We start from the raw sequence: 22,160 nt of genomic DNA on the forward strand, positions 1-22,160 counted from the left end.
ATAAGTTCCACTCGTAATATACGTCTCATCCCCACTCGGAACAGTGTAAGAGCTACAAGCCGTTTCGTTGAGCGTTGCTGATGAAGAGTTGTTGATCGTGAGGTTAATCGTTAAGATACTGTCACAACCATTAGCTGCTTGTAATATATCAGTATAAGTACCCGAAGCAGTATAGGTTTGCCCACCACTAGGGACAGTATATGAGCTACAAGATGAAACACTTATTGTATTAGAGGGACTTGATATAGTTAAATTGATGGTTATTATACTATCACAACCTGCTGAGTTTGGTATTGTATCTAAGTAAGTTCCACTAGATGTATATGTCTCATCACCGCTTGGTACAGTGTAAGTATTACAGGTATCAATAGTTATTTGACTAAAAGAATTCAAAATGTTTAGATTAATAGCTAATACACTATCGCATCCAGCAACAGTTGGTATTGTATCCAAATAAGATCCTGAAGAAGTGTATGATTCATCACCACTTGGTACTGTGTATGAACTACAGGCTGTTTCATTAATAATCTGAAATGCATCCTGATTAATTGATACGTTAATAGTCATTACACTATCACATCCAGAAGCATTCAGAATTGTATCCATGTAGGTCCCGCTGCTCGTGTAAGTCTCATCACCACTAGGAACAGTGTACGAACCACATGCAGATACGTTAAAGGTACTTGATGTTGGTGATCCAACAGTTAAATCAATTATGAGGATTATAGCGCATCCATTAGTAGAAGGAATTGTATCGTAATATGTTCCAGAAGAGCTGTAACTTGCAGTACCACTTGGTACAGTATATGGTGGGTTACATGTTTGAACTGTTAAGTTGCTGTATGTATTATTAATTGTTAAATCAATTGTTATAATGCTATCACAACCGAATGAGTTCAAAACAGTATCAGTGTAGATACCCGTTGATGTGTAAGTAGTATCACCGCTAGGGACTGTATATGCTGCACATTGATTGACAGTTATTGAACTATAACTATTACAACTTATTTCAAAAACTCTTGCCTGGCCAGCATTAAAACCATTATTGTCATTATAGTATGCTCCGGCTACTAAGCGATTAGAATTTGTTGAAAGATTAACAGAAATACCGAACCTATCACCACTACTTTGTGCACTAATTTGATTCCCGAGTAGAGTCCAATTAGCTCCATTCCAATAATAAGCTTTTACATACCCCCCATTTGAAGCATTATATGCACCACCAACAATGGTATCCCCACCTTGAGAAATATCACAGGACCAACCATATTTATCATTTGAGCTATTACCCGAAATTAAGCTACCTTTTGAAACCCATGATGTACCAGACCATTCAAATGACTGAATACAGCCAGCCGCTGAATTATAATAAGTCGCGCCCCCCAATATTGTATTACCATCGCTAGAGATAGATACAGATCGACCAAACTGACTACCACTACCTGCTCCCTGAATATCAAAGCCCCTTTGATTCCAGGAGGAGCCATTCCAATCATAAACACTTAAATAGCCAGCGGAAAAACTAATGGCACCAATAACTATTGTATTACCATTATCCGATATTGCTATAGAATTCCCAAAACCATGACCGTTCCCTTTAAATATGGTCGGTCCCTTTTGAATCCAATTACTTCCATTCCATTCATAAACTGAGGCATAACCATCCTGACTACTATACATTCTTGTACTAATCCCAATGACATTTCCCTGTGAGTTTAGTTCTACCTGGCTTAATCTTGAATTTGCAGCTATTCCTTCAATTGAACTACCTAATTGCATCCAGTTATTACCATTCCATTCATAAATATCAACCTTCCCAGCTTCATATTTACTATTTGGACTAGCTAAAGGTGAACTTACTGCTATTCGAGTACCTGCATCATTTATCGATACTCTAGCACCAAAGTTATCTCCTGCTGATTGACCTAATATATCATTTCCCAATTGGCTCCAGCTATTACCATTAAATTGAAAAACCTCTACTTTTCCTGCATCAATACCATTTACATTATCACTCCCTTTACTAGATATCACTACAATATCTCCATTTTTGTTCATTGCTGAACTTGCTCCTAATAGATCTTGAGCATTTGTACCTAAAACATTATTTCCAACCTGATTCCATATATTTTGGCTATGTATTAGAGATGGAGAAATTAAAATAGATAGAACAATCAATAGTAAATAATGAAATTTCTGCATAGTGTTTACAAGTTAATCAGTTGACTATTTTCCATAATAAAAGGCGAATATATTTTTAATCCTTCTAACTTTCAAGTTTTTATCACGTTAATATCTTCAACTTTCAAAGTTTGACTTAGTGAGGTAAATAATTAATTATACCTTCGCGTCAATTCATTTAGTAAATTGAAAATCAATTTTATAATCTGATAATATCACTTTATGAGTAAAGTAAAAAACAACGACACTGTAAAAGTGCATTACACTGGTAAGCTTACATCTGGAGAAGTATTCGATAGCTCTAAAGACAGAGAGCCTCTAGAGATAACCGTTGGTCAGGGACAACTTATTCCTGGTTTTGAGAACGGTCTTATCGATATGGAAGTAAACGAAAAGAAAACACTCAATATACCTTCAAGCGAAGCTTATGGAGACGTTCGTAACGAACTCGTTCAGGATGTTCCAAAATCTCAGCTTCCTGAAGAAATAAAACCTGAAGTTGGAATGCCATTGGTATCTAAAACTCCTCAGGGACAAGAAATTCAACTAGTTGTTACTGAAGTTAAAGACGACTCAATCACTGTTGATGCTAATCACCCACTTGCTGGAAAAGACTTAGTATTTGACATTGAGTTAGTTGAAATTAAATAAAATTATACTGTTTCAAGTATTTTTAAAGCAACCTCGCGAGGTTGCTTTTTTTATGTCAAAACTTTTGTAATTTAACATCGTTCGAATAGAAAAATTAAAATAATGAAGACACTCAACTTTGATAATGGAGATAAAATGCCCGCTATAGGGCTGGGAACATGGAAGTCAGCACCAGGAGATGTTGAAAAAGCGGTGTATCACGCTATCAAAAAAGGATACAGACATATAGACTGTGCTGCAATCTATGGCAACGAAAAGGAAGTAGGTAACGCTTTGGTCAGAGCCATCGATGAAAATATCGTATCTAGAGAGGATTTATGGATTACGAGCAAACTATGGAACACAGCTCACCTCAAAGATGACGTAAAGCCTGCTCTTCAAAAAACACTTGATGATCTTCAGTTAGATTATCTCGATCTTTATCTTATTCACTGGCCTGTAGCACTAAAACCTGATTGTAACTTCCCTAAAGAACCAGAAGATTTTCTGTCTCCTGATCAGGCACCACACCACGAAACATTCAACACTATGCTACACCTCAAAAAAGAAGGCCTGATCAAGCATGCAGGAGTTTCGAATTTTAACATTCAGAACCTAAAGGATCTGATCGAAAAAACGAATGAAAAACCTGAAATGAACCAGGTAGAGCTCCACCCCTACTTACAACAAAAAGAATTGCATAATTTCTGTTTGGAAAATGGAATTCATCTAACAGCTTACAGTCCGCTAGGGTCAATGGACAGGAGTGATAAAATGAAAAAAGATGATGAGCCGGTACTATTACAGAATGACCTTATCAATAAGATAGCTAAATCAAAGAATGCTACATCTGCACAAATTCTCATTGCCTGGTCAGCTCAAAGAGGAAATGCTGTTATTCCAAAATCGGTAACACCTTCCCGAATTGAGGAAAACATTAAAGCACAGGACATTCAACTAACCGATTCTCAAATGGAAGAAATTGAAAAAATCGACAGAGGTTACAGGTTCGTTGACGGCAGCTTTTGGGCGATGGATGGAAGTCCATATACAATGGAGTATCTTTGGGGGTAATGAGTCATTTGACTTATATCACAACTACTTGGCATTGGGTTTGCTGAAAATTTTGAAAACTAACTTCCATGAAAACTTCAAAGTACTTTATTGTTTTATCATTATTAATTTATTTAATCCCGATAAATATATATTCCCAATCAGTCCAATTTATCGATGATATTCCTACTTCTAAAAAGACTGTTGAGTTAGTAAAGCTTAAAGGTGATACAGTATTCTGTCAGGGAAATTTCAATCAATTATATGATGTAGTTCAATCATCACAGGGTAAAGTTTCATTATCTCCTTTAATGAGCACAGGTGATTTTTATATGGTAGACTTACTTTCAAAACAAGCGCAAGGGTTTAACTTAAATATTGCTGGCAGTGTTTGGGATTTTGAAGTCAATGATAGTTTAATTTTTATAGGCGGGGCTATAGCAGAGGTGAACCGAATTAGTCACAGGAACTTTGCTCTGTATAATTACATAACCGACTCTTTGATTACTGATATACCACAATTTAATGGAATTGTTTTTGACCTGGAATTAAAAGGAGACTCCCTTTTCATGTCTGGTTCATTTACAGGCGGACCACAACACAACGTTAAGAGTTTAGCTATTTGGGACTTTTCAAATGATACGTTAATAGAGCCATTTAACCTTCATAAATACGGAGAGCTAGATTGTGATGAAAACCATTGCATTTTGAGTGGTCAAATATACAATGCTAATGGTACTCAATTTGATGATTATTTCTTTTTTAATCAACGTACTACTCAAATTGAACAAGGATTAACTGATACTTTTCAATATGAGTATCCCTATAAAACTCGATACTTAAATGATCCAAGGGCACTTATTCAATTTGAGAAAGGTGAAGATGACTTATGGCCATACATTAAGATTGATTACTCTGACAATCAGCTGAACCATAGTCGAAAATTATTATTAACACACAATGATTGTGATAATTGTTGGGGAATTAAGGAGGTTGTGTCAAACGATAAAGTTGGATTGGCTGTTGGGGCTTTTAATAAAATAGGCCCTTTTTATTCTCAAAACAACTACGATTTCGATAATAAGAACTTTGGAAACATGGTTCTTTTTTACCACGACTCAGGTTATGTGAAGCTCAGGAAACAAATAAGACCAATTGCTTTTACTGATTCTCGATCAGCAGACATAAATGATAAATATGCTGCTATTGGTAGCTATGTTAGTTATAATCAGTTTGACCCTTCCAATGAATATGATTTTGCCAGAGCATTAGAAGTTTACAAGATAGATAACTTGCGTCCTTCATTGATAGGTCCACTGAATCGAACAATCTGCAGAAATGATAGTAACATTCAGGTTAATTTTAAACTAACCGGATCTGACCAATATTCAATCTCAGTTTCTTCTGATGATTCAATGGCTATTCATAATAATGACTATCAACTAAACTCGAGTTCAAGCGATATATATACACTTAATGTGAATGCATTTGACAGCGCTAAAACCGTTCGCTTTAAGTTTGAAATACAGTATGGGCAGGGACAAACTTACAACCGCTTTTTTGAAGTTAAAGTGAAAGAAATACCGCAAACACCTACTCTATCTTTTACTAACGATACTCTATTCAGCAGTACAGACTCACTCCAACATATTTGGTACACTCAAAACGGTGAATTTACCGGCTATGATCTCCCTTTTATCTATCATCCTGATGATAATTACACTTTTAAAGTGAGATCAATTGGAGAAAACGGTTGTTTGTCAAATTTCTCGAATAGTGTATTTGTTTCTGGTAGAGAGAACATTGAGAAGAAAAATGCCGTAAATATATTCCCGAATCCCAATGACGGTAATTTTTCAATTGAAAATAATGCAGATGTTGATATCATTAATGTTTATGATGCTACAGGCAAAACAGTTTATTCTCAAAAGATCAACAGTAAAAGACAAAAGATCAGTACAAATCTATCGCCCGGAATTTATTTCTTAGTGTCAAAGAGCGCTAATAATTCAACCAATAAATCAAAATTGATCATTACTGAATGATGAGCTTTTTTGATTGAAAACTCTGCTCTAACTCAGATTTGATTTGAACGATATAAACACCACTGTTCAATCCAGAAATATCAACTGTTTCCTGGTCGCTGATGTCAATAGATTTGATCAATTGCCCCTTCATGTTTTGTATTCGCATTTCAGCTTTTCTTGAATCAGAACTTAAAGAGATTCGAAAATGATTATCAGCTGGATTTGGGAACATCTCAAATGAGGTTGCTTTTCGATTTTCTAAACGATCAGAACCAAGTGCAACAGATAGCGATTCACTCTTTTTATACTTAGCCATGTACATTTTGCCATCTCGCCTTCCCGAGATGATATACCCATCATCGACTAACTCTACATTTTTCAACCTAAAAGAATGGAAACTTAAAAACTCTTTAGTCCATAACTGCTGTACGTAGAGATCGTAAATACTCCATATTGCTGTATCTCCTCTATTCATGTAAAAGTGAAGCCGATCATTAATCCATTCGTATTGGTGAATTGATGTTTCTTTATCAAAAAATATACTGACTGAATCAATTTCCTGAGAAACATAGTCATAATTCCCCATTACAAAAGCGCTATCGTATCTATTAGTATATGGGTAGTAGTCAATTAAGCTCTCATACCAGAAAGCTGTACCATTTTCTTTCATTCTGGCATCACCTCTCCACAAGTAAGTTACAGACTTATTTAATTCATGTACTTGTGATATATCTGATACTCCTCCTGAGTTTCTGGATATAACAAAAAGCGAATCTTTCTCAGTAGTATCATTATAAGTCCCGGCCTGATAAATAAACAGTGAATCATTTCGTTCCATGATGAAGTCGACATCAACTCCATCAATCAAATGATAAAACCATGCAGATGTATTACCTGAAATTAAATCATGCTCTAATCGGTTAATTCTGTCTCTATACCATTGTTTTTGAAAGGACTGGTATTTTGCAAACGCTGTTTTCTTAAATTCAAAATCTCTACTTCTACTGGTTTCAGCATCATTGACAATTTTCCCTGTGTACTTATTAAAATATAAATGATGGTGACCATCCTCATGATTTCCATCAAGCAATAGCTGAAGGTAAATGTTATCTGCGTTTTCAGATATTTTGAATTGTCTAAAATATGCATCAGAACTGTAATAACTTCCAAGTTGTGTAGCGTGACAATATCCTTTTGTGGTACTCCAAATCTCATTCCTGGAAGAATCGAGTTTTATCACTCTAAAATTCCGAGCGCAACCATCATAAAAGCCAACCAAATAATATGATCCTGAAACAGAGTCATACGTTACTTCTTCAATTACTCCATCATCGAGGTATTCCTCCCATTCGGCACTTTGGATCTGACCATTAGAAATATATGTTATAGCTGAACTGAGTAAAAGTATTAGCAGTCTTTTCATGTAACAGATTGTTTAAGTGTTGATATTTCACATAAATTTACAAAAATTCATACCATAAACTTGTTTAGCTCAACACAATCTCCTATAATCTGTTAGATTAACAAATAAAAAAACAAATGGAAAAAAACGAATTCAAAACGCTTAATGATCTTTTCAGTTCAATTGCAACAACAATTGAAAACAATAAAAAAGTCGATTACAATTTTGAAAATCTGGAAGTTGAAATACCCAGTGAAGTTGACAATGAAAAGTCAACAACCTGGAAGTTTAATGGTAAAGTGAGTATTGAATCTGCAGACAAGTAAAAATATGGCAAGTTTTATAATAGATCCCAGTGACTTATACATTGATCACACATTTGGTAAAATTGAATTTGTATCAAGACCGCATTTCGTTGAATGTTTTATTTCTGACGAGAGAATATTAGAGGATTTTATCAGTCATATACCAGTTAGTAAACACATTGAGTATCTAGAACTCCTCAAGCACTTTGAACAGGAAATACGTTTTAAAGTGGCTGGTAGCAACTATATCACTATCAAAAAAGGTGAAGTTGTTGAGATAAAAACCTCAAAATTAATTCCACTTCTTTTAAAATCCGGTGCTGATAAATTATCAGAATACTTACAAGATGATTGAGCATGAGTTTACATGTCCTTATTGTCTTACTGATGTCAGTATTTTGATAGATGCCGGAGCATCAAATCAAAATTTTATTGAAGATTGTGAGAGATGTTGCAATCCCATAGAGTTTGATGTGACAATTGTGGGAAATCAAGTAGTTGAGTTTAATTACCAACCTATAGGCCAATAATTTATTTAAGAACGATTTCTTTTACCACTTCTTTTGAAAAGTGGTTGTTGATCGATTCTACGAGTTTTGATTTTGCCATGCTCAGTTCATTTTTGATGATTGAACTGTCTATTCGCAAAATCAAGACTTGTTTTTGAAGAAACATACTAGTAGTGTGTTTGGCTATACTGGGACCAACGATATTTGACCACTCTTTTTTCAGATCCATAGCCGACAATTTGTCTTTCATCTTCAAAGACTCTAAGTATCGGTCAATTACTTCTTTGAGTGACTCCTGGTTGCTCTCTTTCTTCATTCTACTAAAGTCCAATAAATTTCTAACCTGAGTGATAGTGGAATTTCCCAAATTTGAGGATTCTCCATATCCCCCAGCGCATCTGTACTCCTCAACGCTTCTATCTCTAAGTCGTTGATTCCTGGTGATCTGTTGAAATCGTATAAACGAACATCATCACCTATCGATAAATCATTGTAAACAGCACTATCAAATTTGAAAACGAAAGGCTCAGCCTCTGAGGCATTTCTTGGGGCGTTAAAAATTGTATCAGTGCTCACAAAAGAGCCAAATGTACAATACACATCAGGCCGGGTTTGGTCGTTATCCTTTTCTTCTACACCGTTCAATATCAATTGCGTTACAACGATAGAGTCAATGCGTTTATAGCCCACTTCCACGAGTTTCCTAGCCTCATCAGTCTTGCGACCATCATCACTGTAGCCGGTCAACTTTACTTCGTAAGTGCCGGTACGTTCAAAAATATGCTGAACATTATCTCCTCTTGCTCCAATCGAATCATTTCCAAACTCCCAAAAAAAGACTTCGCCTTCACCACAGGTTCTGAACTTAGCTTCAATATTTTTGTAATATCTGTCAGATCCCTCAATGCAAGCATCCGGCTTATCGGTGCAACTCGAAACGATTACCGAAAGTAGAATTGATATATAAAATGCTGTTTTCTTCATTTCTAAAACTTTAATCGAATACTGGCATTCATTCCGCCCATCCTGTTTGGTGAAAGTCCTACTCCATCGAGAACAAAACTCTTATCATCTTTTAATTCAGGAATTTCAACCTGCCTTGCCTTGATGAGCTTCCAGGTGCAGTAAGTTAAACTACCAGCAATTAACCCGTACATCGTATATTGAGCTATTCTGCTGTTTTGCAAGCGACTTTCATCTTCATCTCTATCTTCGGTACTATATCCTTCAATATTTAGCTCAACAGCTTGACTGGAACGAACATATTCCAAATTACGATCTCCTATTTCATTGTAGTTAATAGCTGCTGCAATACCCAAAACAATAGCTGATGTAGCTCCAATGAAAGCGTGACCGTGTAACCTTCCTTTTTCGTATTGCGCTTTTCTTAAAGCTTTCAATTGTGTAGATGGCTTCAAATCTATTTTGATAATCACCTTTCCAGTCATATACGTAAATGCCGTGTCATATACCTCATAATTTGGCGACCAAACTTGAATTTGGTGGTAACCAGGCTTGATCAAAAATGAGTAACCGGGCTTTTGTAGCTCACCGTCTATCTTTACTCTGTACTGATCGCTGGGAATAGCAAATATACCGAGGTTCCAGTCTTTACGCTGGCCGTAACTCAGTGTGGAAATCAGTATAAAAACTAATAATAAATACTTTTTCATCAATCTTATTTTTCTGTAATGAGCTTCGTCTCATTAGGCTGTACTTCAAAAATACGCAAGGCAGTGTCTATGTCTTCAAATAACTCCTGAATTCTAGTTTTGTTGGCATCTGTTACGAAAACCTGCCCAAAATGATGTTCACTAACTAACGACATGAGTGCCTTAACTCTATTTTTGTCGAGTTTATCAAAAATATCGTCAAGAAGCAAGAGCGGTTTGATGCCTTTCTTCATTTTCATGAAATCAAACTGGGCCAACTTCAATGCAATAAGGAAAGACTTTTGCTGTCCCTGAGACCCGAATTTCTTCAATGGATGTCCTTTGATTTCAAACTTGAGGTCATCCTTGTGTACGCCTACTGTTGTATACTGAGCACGAGCATCTTTCGGTTCTGACTGTTGCAGTAAATCTTCAAAAGAAGCCTCGTGTAATCTCGATTTATACACGAGCGAAACCTCTTCACTTTCATTGCCTATTAAATTATAGTACTGCTGAAAAATGGGAATGAATTCATCTAAAAACTCCCTTCGAGCTTCGTAAATGGGCTGGCCATACTGAAGTAATTGCATGTTCCAAACTTCTACTGATGAAGCATCCCATCGTTGTTCCTCTCCCATCTTCTTGAGAAGAGCATTTCGCTGACTTACAGCTTTGTTGTATTTGAGTAAGTTATCGAGATAAGACGAATTGAATTGCGAAATAACACCGTCAACAAACTTTCTCCTCACTTCACTTCCATCGTAAACGAGCTCCGTATCAGCCGGTGAAACCATAACCAGGGGCAAAAAGCCGATGTGATCTGAAAAGCGGTCGTAATTTTTCTTGTTGCGCTTAAACTGTTTTTTATCACCTTTCTTGAACCCGCAATAAATTTTCTCGTCCTTCTCATTACGATCAAATGTACCTTCGATTACGAAAAATCCTTCATCGTATTGAATGTTTTGAGAATCAATAGGGTTGAAAAAACTCTTGCAAAATGCTAAATAATAAATTGAGTCTAATAGATTTGTTTTACCAACTCCATTGTTGCCAACAAAGCAATTTATGCCGTCTACAAACTCTAAATCGGCCTGGTCACGGTTTTTAAAATGAACTAAATGAAGGTTTTTTAAATGCATGGAAATCCCGCTAAGCAAGAGTTAACAATGATATTTTTATAACTCGTGCAAATTACGTCATTCATTACCAAAACCAAAAACGATAAAAAACTATATTTGCACGCATTAAAACACGCCTTAACATGTCTAACAAAAAGAAACAAAGCGAAGAGGAAATTCTTGATGTAGGAGAAGTTTACTCTAAAACTGAACACTTTTTTGAAAACAACAAGCAAACTATAACCTTTGGTTTAACTGCTGTTTTAATAATTGTGGCAGGTATTGTATACTACTTTAATTTTTACATGCCACCGCTTCAAAAAGAAGCTGAGTCTGAAATGTTTTACGCACAACAACACTTTGCTCGTGACTCATTCCGCCTGGCTATGTACGGAGATAATGAAGGCCATCTCGGTTTCGAACAGGTTGCAACTGATTACAGCTCAACTAATGCCGGGAATGTAGCTAATTATTACATGGGTATTTCACTGCTCAGAACCGGTGATTATGAAGGTGCTGTTGCTTACCTCGATCGCTATGAAGCAAATGATGAAATCACACCTTCTCTTAAACTAGGAGCTATAGGTGATGCATACAGTGAGTTAGGCGAATACGAAAAAGCACTCGGTTACTACGAGGATGCTGCAAATGCTGAAAGCAACTCTTTCACTACTCCAATCTATCTCAAAAAAGCAGGAATTGCAGCTGAAAAGCTCAACAAATACGGTGACGCACGTGAGTTTTACGAATCTATCAAGAACGACTATCCTAACTCTCAGGAAGGTCGCGGAATAGAAAAATTCATTCAGCGTGCTAAACTCATGCAGGAGAAAGCATAATCATGGCTACTGAAAACAAAAATCTTTCACAACACGACCTGAATGATCTTCCAGATTGTTCAGGTCTTCGTGTTGGAGTTGTTTTTAGTGAATGGAATGATGAAATCACTCATGCTCTCAGGGACGGAGCAATTGAAGTCCTAAAATCTCAAAATCTTTCAGATCACAATATTGTTGTGAAAAGCGTACCCGGTAGTTTTGAACTACCACTCGGTGCACAGTTTTTATGTGAGCACGATACGGTTGATGCTGTCGTATGTGTAGGTAGTGTTATTCGTGGTGAAACAAGCCACTTCGAATACGTTTGCCAGGGAGTTGCTCACGGCATAAAAGATGTGAGCCTGAAATACAACAAACCCGTCATTTTTGGGGTTCTGACCGATGATAACATTGAACAATCAAGAGCCAGAGCCGGAGGAAAACACGGTAATAAGGGGATTGAAGCTGCAGTAGCTGCACTCAAAATGGTTGCTCTTCAAATGGACCTCTCTCAATCAAATTATTGATTCTTTAACTTTTTGATACGCGATTATCGAGCAGGTAATTGGAATTGTTTTCGTAAAATTGAACACAATTCACAATATGTGTCAATGACCTCTAATCTGTTAAAATACATTTTTCTTTTCCAAGCCTTCATTTGTGCATCATTATGGTGTACCAATTTGATGGCTCAAAAACAGGATTTTGGCGTTAAAGCAGGAGTCATTACTTCAACAGTCAAAGGACAGGGAGCTGGAAGCATAAAACCGGGGGTACAAATTGGTGCTTATAAAACATTTGGCAGCAACGAACGGCTATACATTCAACTTGAAGGTTTGCTTACACAAAAAGGTTCCTGGAATTGGAACAGTAGCAATAAAAGCAATATCAATCTTTATTACCTCGATGTTCCTATTATGTTCAACATTGTGCTGAGTGAACGATTCAATGCTAATATCGGTTTTCAGCCGAGTTTGTTTATTGGCGGAAATCACCAGTATACTGTTGATGGTGAGTCGCAGTCTCAGGGACTTAGAAATGATGTACCCGCCATGGATTATTCCACTCTATTTGGTTTAGAATACGAATACAGTGAAAACTTTGTGTTTGGGATTCGATACAATCACAGTTTTGTCCCACTACAATCTTACGAAAATGACTTTGCTGATAACAATACGCTCCCAGTTTCTATGGTAGCTCAATTCTATGCTAAAATGCCTTTGAATAAAGTCATTTCTTACATTAAGAAATTAGATTAATCCTGCTTGTCAGCTTCTTTAACGAACTCATCATCCTTCCAAATTCCTTTGAACTTCACAACACCATTTTTATCGTACAGGATACCGTAGCCATTTCGCTTGTCGTTTTTCCAGCTACCTTCATATTTCTCACCAGTATTCCAGTAATATGTCCCCTTCCCTTCTCTTTTATCCTTCACATAATCACCAACATATTTGTGGCCATCAGCCCATTTATAAGTGCCTTCACCGTGCTTCATGTTGTTTTTCCACTCCCCGTCATAAACACTGTTTGAACTGTAGTGGCCCATACCATCTCCATTAGCTTTGCCAAACTTAAGCTCACCAAAGTACGATATGCGAGTACCATTAGCATTGTAAAAGCTTAGGCGTCCGATTTCAGGCTGATCCTTCAATTTGGATTTTGTTTGATTCAATTGCTTTTCAAGAGCACTCAACTGACCTCGATAATAACCTGAAATAGAATCTAGTTTGTCTTCGTTCTTTTCGTTGATCACCTTTTCACGTTTTTCCATTTCGCGTTCCATACTGGCAATTTGAGAGCTAGTCATAGATTGAGTACTGTCAAGTGCCGATTTCAAATTTTGAACGCGCTTCATGCGTAATCTTCTTTCCATTATGAAAGAGTTATTGGAAATGGAATCTTCAATATAAGAGTAAATCGTCATAGCAGAGTCGTAATCTCCAGTGATAAAAAGGTTATCAGCTTTCGATTTACGCTCCAGTAAGTGATTGTTTTGTTTTATTTCGGTCAGATCCTGGCGTAAAGTCGTGAGGTCCTTTTTGAATTTTTGATTCCTGATCAATACAAAAACGAGTGCGCCAACTATTAAAATGATAACCAGAGTTGCGATTATGTATTTATGTTTTTTGCTGAGCATATAGCTTTTAGTCTGATAGTTTAATTGAAGGAATTTTCTCTTCTTCTTTTCTGAAGTCGAGTGAAATATACGCGCTTACTCGAAATACCCACCTTCTTCTGTAATGAGTAGGATCATTCAGGTTCTGACCAGTAGTGTACATCATACCAACTGAAGATGAAACCCTCGGACTCGCAATATACCCAACGTTTGTATAAAATCGAATATCCTCTATGAAGCTTCCCACTACAGACTTGCCTGTTTGTGCAATAGTCTCGATACTGGGCGATAAATAGATAGTGCCGGGCTTCAACTGTTTGTTGTTGAGCGGAATTTTCATGTAAAAATTGTAACGCCATCGGTTCCTGAATTGCCAATCAGTATCACCAACCTCGAAGCCTCTAGTCCAGCGGTGTTCTATTCTAAAGCGGTGATAAACCATGAATCGTGAAAAGGGAATTGCAAATAGGTACTGATGCCAAATTCTGGGTTCTATAATAAGGTACTCATAATCGGTATTGCCGGGCTCTGGTGTGAAATCTAACCGCAGTACACCACCTGCAGTGATGTTGAATCTATTTGAAAAAACATAATTCAAGCCATGACGGTTGTAAATTTTTGACATCCGGTCGACAAAAGGAGTGTTTGAGGCTTCCCCTGCTCTTCTGTAATGCATCTCTGCGGCCCAATACAGCTTATCTGTCAACTGAAACTTATTGTATGAACTGAGCCAGGTATTGTATCCCATTTCACCAAAGCTGGGCTCTAGTTCTTGTTCCTGGGAAAATCCTGTAGAGCTAATCAACAGAATCAGAACCGAGTGAATTACTATTTTTAAATGATTGATCATTAAAATGTTAGTTCCAAATTCAAAACTTCAGCAGCTTCACTTGCACTCTCAGTCCGTTTTACTTTTCGCTCTGCTCTGTTCGTGTTTTCATCTTTTAAAAAGTTCATCATACCTTCAAATAGAACTGAAAAATTTTGGCTGTAAGCACTAATGTTTTCACAACTCAATCGATTTAGGTTCTGAAAAATACCCGGCAACAAAACGTTGCTAAACGAATTGTAAATAGAGGGCTTTGCCTTTTCTTCCATATTCGTATAGGTATACGGGTTAAAGACTTCTCTGGTATAAGCTTCATTGATTTTATAAATATTTTCGGTTGACTGATGAACCGTATAGATCAAATCTTCAGCTTTTTCATAGCAGGAAAGCAAGTTCTTCGCCCTTTCCATTTTTTCATTTTCTGTGTTAAGTCCCGAGTAAGCTTTCAGAGAACTATCAGCAAATTGTGCAATAGCCCTATTGACATCAATTTTTGCAAAAGAATTGTACTCTGCCGTGATCAGCGAATCGTTTAAATACTTTACAGAATCGTACTTTTCAATCAATTTCGATTCAATATCAACCAGTTGCTTTTGGCGTTTATATTTACTGACAAATTGCTCTACATCTGATTGAATCAATTCCAAATCTTCAAGAATATTTTTAGAATAGCGTTCGAGCTTTTGCAATTCACTTAGCTCTGTATTTTCCAGATAATCGTAATTAGCTTTGAGCGGATAGTCATTTGAACTTGAGTCGTTGTTTAATTTGATGACCTCTTGTAGATCAAATTTAAATTCGATTACCTCATTTCTATCCAGGTATGGCAAATAGTTGTTGAGATAAAGTTCGATAAAGTCCTTTTGCTGTGAATAAAAACCTTCTCTAATCTTTTTAAGAACTGCTTCGTAACGGGCGATTTCCTCATCTGATATACTGGCAATATTCACTTGAGGATCATCCAAAATAGAGTTGATAATATCTCTTGTTTTCTCGTGATCTTTGATGATAGAATTTAAACTCGTTTCCTCAGAATCAGTGTAAGGAAACCTGTAAATCTTCGATTTCATCTCTGGAAAAAGTGTCTCTTTTCGCAAAGGATGAAGGATGTCATCTATTTTATTGTACTGATCTAGAAAATCAAAATACAGCTCATTGAGGTCTTCTGCCTGAGTGAAACCTTCAATAAGAGCAGGTTGACGAATGGCGATTTTGAGTTTGAGAATTTCAAGAAAAGCACGGTCTAATTCTTTTGTTTCTTCAATCGAGTTCTTGCCCACTGTATCCATCAACGAAATTTCAAGATCATTTTCATCTCCGCGCTTTATCTCAACTTTAGACAGGTGTTTGTTCTTAAACACCCAACTTTTTTTAATCTTCTCTCCATTACTGGTTGAATAAAACTTCCAAACTCCTTCAGCTACACAAGCAGAATCAAGTTTTCCTGTTAGAGAATTACCTTGTTGATCAAAACTGAAATTACTGATAAGATTATCAACGTAAGATACACTTCCATAAAGCGTTGTATCAAATATTTCAGAGTTTCTTATTTTCCAATCAAAAAACTGCCAGTTGCCCGTCAACTCACCCTCATCAAATTGCAATTCAGCATGAAACTCATTCCCGTTAACTGTATATGAAAAAGAGTAATCATCGTAGACGCCATCGCCTTCCGGTTCAAAGGTTCCGGTTTTAATCTCCCACTTTGAATCCAGTTCGTTTTCTATGAATTCACCATTTAAAGAAGTGTATTCAAACTCATCATTGCTACTTTCAAACTGATGAAAAGCTTCAAATTCACCATCCAGCAAAGTGTCTCCATCATTCTCAAAGTAATTGAACTTCACATTGTAATTCTTACCGCCAAAGCGGTATTCACCATCATAGATAGAACGGCTCTGACTATAAGCTATACTTGCACTGAAAACAGTTACAATAGATGTAAGCAAGAAAATGATAGTCGACCTTGTCATCATTCAATTATGGTAATATTTTTCATTAAAAAGGCTACAAGATACTTGAAAATTTTACCCTATAGCACAAATTAACAAGACCTAAATTTAATCTTTCAAAAAGTGAATTGAAAAGAAAATTCTATTTCAAAATTTTACCGATATCAGGCTTAAAATACTGATCGCTTTTTAGGACTTTTCCATCTTCACGGTAAATCGGTTTGCCGTTTTTGTCGAGCTTGCTCATGTTGCTGCTCTGTATCTCTTTAAAAACATCTTCAATCACATCCTGCATTCCGTGAGACAAAATCGTACCGCATAAAATATAGAGCATATCACCTAGCGCATCAGCCACTTCAACCATGTCGCCTTCCTGAGCAGCTTCAAGATACTCCTCATTCTCTTCACGCATCAATTTATAGCGTAACAATGCCGTCTTTTCCGATATATCAACCGTTGGTTTCTCCTTGTTTTCAATACCAAATGCATCGTGAAACTGGCGAACCAAATCAATCGTTTCCTGTAATTTCATATCAATGAATTTTGCGGCTAAGATAGCAAATGAGTTAACAACCAAAGGTTAACAATATTTAACAGCCACACGTGCCGTCACAGGCGTATTTCAACCAAATTTGTATTCGGTCAAAAACGGTTGAATTTACAATCAAAAAATACATCATGGAAAATTACTCACAGTCAGAACCGAAAGCCGAATCTGTCTCCACAACAGGCAGCACTTCTGATATTCGGGCTCTGAATGAAATGATCGAGAAGGAGAGTTCGTTCATCGAACTCGTGCGGATGGAAATGAAAAAGGTCATCGTGGGACAAGCCTACATGGCTGATCGATTATTAATCGCACTTCTGGCTGATGGTCACATCTTGCTTGAAGGTGTTCCCGGGCTTGCAAAAACACTTGCCATCAACACGCTTTCAAAAACAGTTCACGCAGATTTTAGCCGCATCCAATTCACACCAGATCTCCTACCGGCCGATCTCGTGGGAACCACAATATACAACGCCAAAACGGGTGAGTTTTCCAATAAAAAAGGACCTATTTTCGCCAACTTCGTTCTCGCTGATGAGATCAACCGGGCTCCTGCAAAAGTGCAAAGTGCATTGCTCGAAGCTATGCAGGAACGACAAATTACGATTGGCGAACAAACATTCAAATTACCTAAGCCATTCATGGTAATGGCAACTCAAAACCCGGTTGAGCAAGAAGGTACTTACCCTTTACCTGAAGCACAGGTAGACCGTTTCATGCTCAAGGTTGTACTCGACTATCCATCTCGCGAAGACGAACGCGACATCATCAAAATGAATGTCAATAAGGGAAGTTTCCCTGAGCCCAAAGCAGTTTGTACTCCTGAAGATATATTGAATGCTCGTAAAGTTGTTCGCCAGGTTTACATGGATGAAAAGATCGAGCAGTACATCGTGGATATCGTTTACGCAACTCGCGAACCCCGCGAATACCGACTTGAAAAATTTGGGCAATTGATCAGCTTTGGTGGATCACCACGTGCTTCGATCAGTCTTGCAATGGCTGCAAAGGCTTATGCTTTCATTCAGCGGAGAGGATATGTAATTCCTGAAGATGTGCGTGCAATTTGTAAAGATGTCTTGCGCCACAGAATTGGCCTCACATACGAAGCAGAAGCAGAAAACATCACAACCGAGGAAATCATCAATGAAATTCTCAATACTGTAGAGGTACCGTAGAGTTTGAAGATGGACACGCAGGAAATACTAAAACGCGTAAGAAAAATTGAAATCAAAACGCGTGGACTCTCCAGTCAGCTCTTTTCAGGTGAGTACCACTCTGCGTTTAAAGGACGTGGTATGGCCTTTAGCGAAGTCCGCGAATACCAGCCGGGTGATGAAATCCGCTCGATCGATTGGAACGTAACAGCCAGACTCAACCATCCTTACATCAAAGTATTTGAAGAGGAACGCGAGCTCACTGTTATGCTGCTCATCGATGTGAGTAAAAGTGAATCTTTTGGTACGCGCGAACAACTCAAGCGCCAGCTCATTACTGAAGTAAGTGCTGTATTGGCTTTTTCTGCAATCCAAAACAATGATAAAATCGGAGTGGTATTTTTCAGTGACCAGGTAGAAAAATTCATTCCACCCAAAAAAGGGCGATCACATATTCTTCGCATTATACGCGAGCTCATCGATTTTGAACCAGAACACGGAGAGACAAATCTTTCTGAGGCTCTAAAATTCATCAATAGCGCAATCAAAAAACGATCAATCGTATTTCTGCTAAGTGATTTCATCGATGATAACTTTCAGAACGCTCTCAAGATCGCGAACAAAAAACACGATCTCGTGGCTCTTCACGTTCGCGACAGACAAGAAGAAAAACTACCTAACATCGGTTTGGCGCCATTACAAGATCCCGAATCAGGAAAAACACAATGGGTTGATACATCGAGTAAGCGTGTTAGAGAAGAATATGAAAAGCAACGCAAAATAGCGGTGCTCAAATTACAGGATATGTTCACCCGATCTGGCGTTGACACAGCCTCACTGTACACTGGCGAATCGTACACAAAACCACTCATGAACCTCTTTAAACAACGCGAATTGAGAAGATGAGAATTATCCTGACCATATCGCTTTTGCTCAGTTTTATCTCGCTGTCCTTTGGCCAGTCAGTTGAAGTGAATCCCTACTCCAACAGCATCCAAATTGGCGAGCAAATCAAGGTTGACTTAAAAGTTGAGAGTGCTAAAAATACTGAAGTTATTTGGCCTCAGCTTGGTGAAAACCTGCACGAAAAAGTCATGATCGTCAACTCAGCCGGTCGCGATACGGTTCTGACCAACAACACGAAAACAATCACTGAACAACTAACTGTAACAGGATTTGACACGGGTGTTTGGGCAATTGAGCCAATTGCTTTTGTCATTGATAAAGACACTTTTCGGTCAGAGCCATTCCTGATTGAAGTTCAGGATGTGGAAGTGGATACGAGCCAGGCGATAAAGGATATCCAGCCTATTCGTGAAGTGCCTTATACATTTGAAGAGATTATCAAATTCGTTGGAATTGGCGCGGGTGCTCTGTGGGTTTTGATATCTGTAGTTTCACTGATTTTGTACCTGACAGGTAAAGACAAAAAGCGTGCTGAGGCAAAACCTCAAAAACCGCTTGATCCACCACATGTTGAGGCTTTCAGGGATCTGACCGAGTTGAAAGATCAAAAACTCTGGCAAAACGAAAAACACCGCGAATTCCACATCAGGTTATCTGAAATTATTCGCAGTTACCTTGAACGCAGATTTGGAATGCACGCTCTGGAATACACCACGAGTGAAATTGAAGCGCAAATGCATCTTACAAATGCCGGTGAGGATTACAACGATAGCCTAATCAAAGCGCTGCGAATTTCAGACATGGCGAAGTTTGCTAAAGCTAAGCCATTACCCAATGAAAATGAATTTGCTTTTGAAGCTGTTGAGAGTTTTGTTGAAGTGACAAAGCCTGTTGAGGAAGAGAAAAATGAAAAGGAGAACGGTCAATAATGAGTGAGCAAATAGTTTTTGCACATAAAGAGCTCTTTTGGTTGCTGGCGATTATACCGCTGCTCGTTGCCTGGTATATTTTTAAACAGGTACGCAAGCAAACACAAGTAACCTACTCTACTGCTTCGTTTTTACCTAAAACGCAATCGCTAAAGCCGATATTGAGGCACGTTATGTTCGGTCTACAAATGATTGCAATTGGATTGCTTATCACAGCTATGGCTCGCCCACAGAGTTCAACTTCGAGCCAGGAAGTGTCAACTAAAGGAATAGATATCGTTCTCGCAATGGATATTTCGGGAAGTATGCGGGCTAAAGACTTTGATCCAAACCGCCTGGAAGCTGCAAGAGGTTTAGCTCTCGATTTTGTGGAAGGCCGAAAAACAGATCGCATAGGATTGGTTGTTTTTGCAGGAGAAGCGTTTACGCAATGTCCGCTCACAACAGATCACAGCGTGCTCAAAAATCTTTTTCAGGATATTGAATTCGGAATGATTGAGGACGGAACTGCTATGGGCTCCGGATTAGCTACAGCTGTGAACAGACTCAACGAGAGTAAAGCGAAAAGTAAAGTTGTGATTCTGCTCACTGACGGTGTCAACAACTCGGGAAACATTCCTCCTCTCACAGCTGCTGAAATTGCTGAAACTTACGGAATCAAAGTTTATACAATTGGTGTGGGAACGAATGGCAAAGCACCAATGCCTGTACAAACAATTACTGGACAAACAGTTTTTCGCAAAACCGATGTTTACATCGATGAAGGAACACTAACACAAGTTGCAGAGCAAACTGGAGGGAAATATTTTAGAGCTACAGACAATGAGAGCTTGAAAAAGATCTACAACAAAATTGATGAGCTGGAAAAGACAGAAATTGAAGTAAAAGAATACAGAAAACGAAAGGAAGAATTTTATCCTTATGCCGCGGCATCGGGAATATTGCTCGTTCTTTCCTTCCTCGTTCAACACACAACATTAAAGTCAATCGTATAGATGTTTCGCTTTGAACATATCGAATATTTGTGGGCATTAGCCATTTTACCTGTGCTAATCCTCGTGTTTATTCTGTGGAAAAGATGGCGAAAGAACTCGATCGATAACTTTTTGAGTCCGCAATTGAAGGAACATATTTTACCAAATATCAGTAATAACAAGCCCACAGTTCAATTCATCTTCTTCCTCATCGCGCTTATCCTGCTCATTTTTGGATTTGCTGGTCCGCAAGTAGGTACAAAGCTTGAAGAAGTAAAACGCGAAGGTGTTGAGCTTATCGTGGCCGTTGACGTTTCTAACAGCATGACTGCTGAGGACCTCTCTCCCAACCGACTGGAAAGAGCAAAAAGAGCTATTGAAAAATTAGTAGATCGGTTACAGTCAGATCGCATCGGGATGATCGTGTTTGCCGGAAATGCGTACACACAGCTGCCCATAACGACAGATTATGCCGCAGCAAAACTCTTCCTCGATGCTGTGAACACTGATATTGTCCCGGTACAGGGAACTGCCATTGGTGACGCAATCGATTTAGCGATGGAATCATTCGATATGGAGTCATCAACCAGCAAAGCGATTATCATCATCAGCGATGGAGAAGATCACGAAGGCGGTGCCGAAGAAGCTGCCGAAAAAGCTGCTGATAATGGAGTTGCTGTTCACACTATCGGGATGGGATCAAATGAAGGTGCCCCAATTCCAATTTATCGGGGAGAGCGCAGACTGGGCTACATGAAAAATAAAAATGGCGAAACGGTTGTATCAAAACTTAACCCAGATATGCTGGAAGACATAGCCGATGCAGGAAACGGAAAATTCGTTCAGGCTACCAATGCCGATGCAGGCCTCAACTACATTTTTGATGAAATTGGTAAAATGGAGAAAGCAGAGTTTGGCTCAAAGGTTTACACCGATTATGAAAACCGGTTTCAGTACTTCCTGGGAGCTGGACTTATATTTCTCGTGCTTTCGGTTCTGACCGGAAAGAGAAAAAGTAACATATTTGGTATCAATAAAGGGGAAAGTTAACA

Annotated in this window: 24 protein-coding genes; 14 read left to right on the top strand and 10 right to left on the bottom strand. The window is 38.0% G+C overall.

Annotated elements, in window-relative coordinates; translation table 11 throughout:
• The coding region (locus F3059_RS02175; protein WP_170264992.1) for an FG-GAP repeat protein at window positions 1–2,058 on the bottom strand (2,058 nt) is incomplete at its 3' end.
• Between the two features lie 345 nt (window positions 2,059–2,403).
• Between F3059_RS02175 and F3059_RS02180 the strand changes: the two genes are divergently transcribed.
• The 3 genes from F3059_RS02180 to F3059_RS02190 all read left to right on the top strand — a co-directional run bounded on the left by F3059_RS02180 (window position 2,404) and on the right by F3059_RS02190 (window position 5,909).
• Complete coding sequence (locus tag F3059_RS02180; protein WP_151166306.1) at window positions 2,404–2,832, top strand: FKBP-type peptidyl-prolyl cis-trans isomerase; 429 nt, start codon at window positions 2,404–2,406, stop codon at window positions 2,830–2,832.
• 102 nt (window positions 2,833–2,934) lie between these two features.
• Window positions 2,935–3,885: an aldo/keto reductase gene (locus F3059_RS02185; protein WP_151166307.1), complete on the top strand. Its 951-nt coding sequence runs from the start codon at window positions 2,935–2,937 to the stop codon at window positions 3,883–3,885.
• A 68-nt stretch (window positions 3,886–3,953) separates the two neighbouring features.
• On the top strand, window positions 3,954–5,909 hold the full coding sequence (locus F3059_RS02190; protein ID WP_151166308.1) for a T9SS type A sorting domain-containing protein: 1,956 nt from the start codon (window positions 3,954–3,956) through the stop codon (window positions 5,907–5,909).
• Here F3059_RS02190 and F3059_RS02195 read toward each other — a convergent pair.
• Complete coding sequence (locus F3059_RS02195) at window positions 5,899–7,314, bottom strand: T9SS type A sorting domain-containing protein (RefSeq protein ID WP_151166309.1); 1,416 nt, start codon at window positions 7,312–7,314, stop codon at window positions 5,899–5,901. The genes F3059_RS02190 and F3059_RS02195 overlap by 11 nt on opposite strands.
• A gap of 116 nt (window positions 7,315–7,430) precedes the next feature.
• Between F3059_RS02195 and F3059_RS02200 the strand changes: the two genes are divergently transcribed.
• From F3059_RS02200 to F3059_RS02210, 3 genes are read left to right on the top strand one after another with little or no spacing between them, the layout of a single operon-like run.
• Complete coding sequence (locus tag F3059_RS02200; RefSeq protein WP_151166310.1) at window positions 7,431–7,619, top strand: hypothetical protein; 189 nt, start codon at window positions 7,431–7,433, stop codon at window positions 7,617–7,619.
• A gap of 4 nt (window positions 7,620–7,623) precedes the next feature.
• On the top strand, window positions 7,624–7,953 hold the full coding sequence (locus F3059_RS02205; RefSeq protein WP_151166311.1) for a hypothetical protein: 330 nt from the start codon (window positions 7,624–7,626) through the stop codon (window positions 7,951–7,953).
• Window positions 7,946–8,128 (top strand): CPXCG motif-containing cysteine-rich protein, encoded by a 183-nt coding sequence (locus F3059_RS02210; RefSeq protein ID WP_151166312.1) that lies wholly within the window; start codon window positions 7,946–7,948, stop codon window positions 8,126–8,128. The genes F3059_RS02205 and F3059_RS02210 overlap by 8 nt, the downstream gene beginning before the upstream one ends.
• A 1-nt stretch (window position 8,129) precedes the next feature.
• On the opposite strand, the gene F3059_RS02215 is transcribed toward F3059_RS02210, so the two are convergent.
• From F3059_RS02215 to recF, 4 genes are read right to left on the bottom strand one after another with little or no spacing between them, the layout of a single operon-like run.
• On the bottom strand, window positions 8,130–8,423 hold the full coding sequence (locus F3059_RS02215) for a DUF721 domain-containing protein (protein WP_151166313.1): 294 nt from the start codon (window positions 8,421–8,423) through the stop codon (window positions 8,130–8,132).
• Window positions 8,420–9,091 (bottom strand): PKD domain-containing protein, encoded by a 672-nt coding sequence (locus F3059_RS02220; RefSeq protein WP_151166314.1) that lies wholly within the window; start codon window positions 9,089–9,091, stop codon window positions 8,420–8,422. The genes F3059_RS02215 and F3059_RS02220 overlap by 4 nt, the downstream gene beginning before the upstream one ends.
• A gap of 2 nt (window positions 9,092–9,093) precedes the next feature.
• The gene (locus tag F3059_RS02225; protein ID WP_151166315.1) at window positions 9,094–9,780 is read right to left on the bottom strand and encodes a hypothetical protein; all 687 of its coding nucleotides are present in this window, start codon (window positions 9,778–9,780) and stop codon (window positions 9,094–9,096) included.
• A 5-nt stretch (window positions 9,781–9,785) separates the two neighbouring features.
• A complete protein-coding gene (gene recF / locus F3059_RS02230) occupies window positions 9,786–10,898 on the bottom strand; it encodes a DNA replication/repair protein RecF (protein WP_151166316.1) in 1,113 nt (370 codons plus the stop codon).
• 122 nt (window positions 10,899–11,020) lie between these two features.
• On the opposite strand from recF, the gene F3059_RS02235 reads away from it, so the two are divergent.
• The 3 genes from F3059_RS02235 (at window position 11,021) to F3059_RS02245 (ending at window position 12,954) form a co-directional block, all read left to right on the top strand.
• Window positions 11,021–11,716 (top strand): tetratricopeptide repeat protein, encoded by a 696-nt coding sequence (locus F3059_RS02235; protein ID WP_151166317.1) that lies wholly within the window; start codon window positions 11,021–11,023, stop codon window positions 11,714–11,716.
• Between the two features lie 2 nt (window positions 11,717–11,718).
• The gene (gene ribH / locus F3059_RS02240) at window positions 11,719–12,222 is read left to right on the top strand and encodes a 6,7-dimethyl-8-ribityllumazine synthase (RefSeq protein WP_151166318.1); all 504 of its coding nucleotides are present in this window, start codon (window positions 11,719–11,721) and stop codon (window positions 12,220–12,222) included.
• An 84-nt stretch (window positions 12,223–12,306) separates the two neighbouring features.
• Window positions 12,307–12,954, top strand: coding sequence for an outer membrane beta-barrel protein (locus F3059_RS02245; protein WP_151166319.1), 648 nt, complete (start codon window positions 12,307–12,309; stop codon window positions 12,952–12,954).
• Here F3059_RS02245 and F3059_RS02250 read toward each other — a convergent pair.
• The 4 genes from F3059_RS02250 to F3059_RS02265 form a co-directional block, all read right to left on the bottom strand.
• Window positions 12,951–13,835: an MORN repeat-containing protein gene (locus F3059_RS02250; protein WP_151166320.1), complete on the bottom strand. Its 885-nt coding sequence runs from the start codon at window positions 13,833–13,835 to the stop codon at window positions 12,951–12,953. The genes F3059_RS02245 and F3059_RS02250 overlap by 4 nt on opposite strands.
• Window positions 13,836–13,842: 7 nt before the next feature.
• Complete coding sequence (locus F3059_RS02255) at window positions 13,843–14,664, bottom strand: DUF2490 domain-containing protein (RefSeq protein ID WP_151166321.1); 822 nt, start codon at window positions 14,662–14,664, stop codon at window positions 13,843–13,845.
• The gene (locus F3059_RS02260; RefSeq protein ID WP_151166322.1) at window positions 14,664–16,619 is read right to left on the bottom strand and encodes a hypothetical protein; all 1,956 of its coding nucleotides are present in this window, start codon (window positions 16,617–16,619) and stop codon (window positions 14,664–14,666) included. Before F3059_RS02260 ends, F3059_RS02255 begins: the two co-directional genes overlap by 1 nt.
• A 118-nt stretch (window positions 16,620–16,737) precedes the next feature.
• Window positions 16,738–17,127, bottom strand: coding sequence for a pyrophosphohydrolase domain-containing protein (locus tag F3059_RS02265; protein ID WP_151166323.1), 390 nt, complete (start codon window positions 17,125–17,127; stop codon window positions 16,738–16,740).
• A gap of 146 nt (window positions 17,128–17,273) precedes the next feature.
• On the opposite strand from F3059_RS02265, the gene F3059_RS02270 reads away from it, so the two are divergent.
• From F3059_RS02270 to F3059_RS02290, 5 genes are read left to right on the top strand one after another with little or no spacing between them, the layout of a single operon-like run.
• On the top strand, window positions 17,274–18,320 hold the full coding sequence (locus F3059_RS02270; RefSeq protein WP_151166324.1) for an AAA family ATPase: 1,047 nt from the start codon (window positions 17,274–17,276) through the stop codon (window positions 18,318–18,320).
• Between the two features lie 9 nt (window positions 18,321–18,329).
• A complete protein-coding gene (locus F3059_RS02275) occupies window positions 18,330–19,205 on the top strand; it encodes a DUF58 domain-containing protein (protein ID WP_151166325.1) in 876 nt (291 codons plus the stop codon).
• Window positions 19,202–20,134 carry a BatD family protein gene (locus F3059_RS02280; protein WP_151166326.1) on the top strand — a complete coding sequence of 311 codons (933 nt, stop codon included), beginning with the start codon at window positions 19,202–19,204 and terminating at the stop codon, window positions 20,132–20,134. Before F3059_RS02275 ends, F3059_RS02280 begins: the two co-directional genes overlap by 4 nt.
• Entirely contained in the window at window positions 20,134–21,129 is a 996-nt protein-coding gene (locus F3059_RS02285; protein WP_223274524.1) for a vWA domain-containing protein, read from the top strand. Before F3059_RS02280 ends, F3059_RS02285 begins: the two co-directional genes overlap by 1 nt.
• Window positions 21,130–22,158: a vWA domain-containing protein gene (locus F3059_RS02290; protein WP_151166327.1), complete on the top strand. Its 1,029-nt coding sequence runs from the start codon at window positions 21,130–21,132 to the stop codon at window positions 22,156–22,158.
• The last annotated feature ends 2 nt before the right edge of the window (window positions 22,159–22,160 follow it).

It is taken from the genome of Salibacter halophilus (assembly GCF_008806325.1).
GTDB lineage: Bacteria > Bacteroidota > Bacteroidia > Flavobacteriales_G > Salibacteraceae > Salibacter > Salibacter halophilus.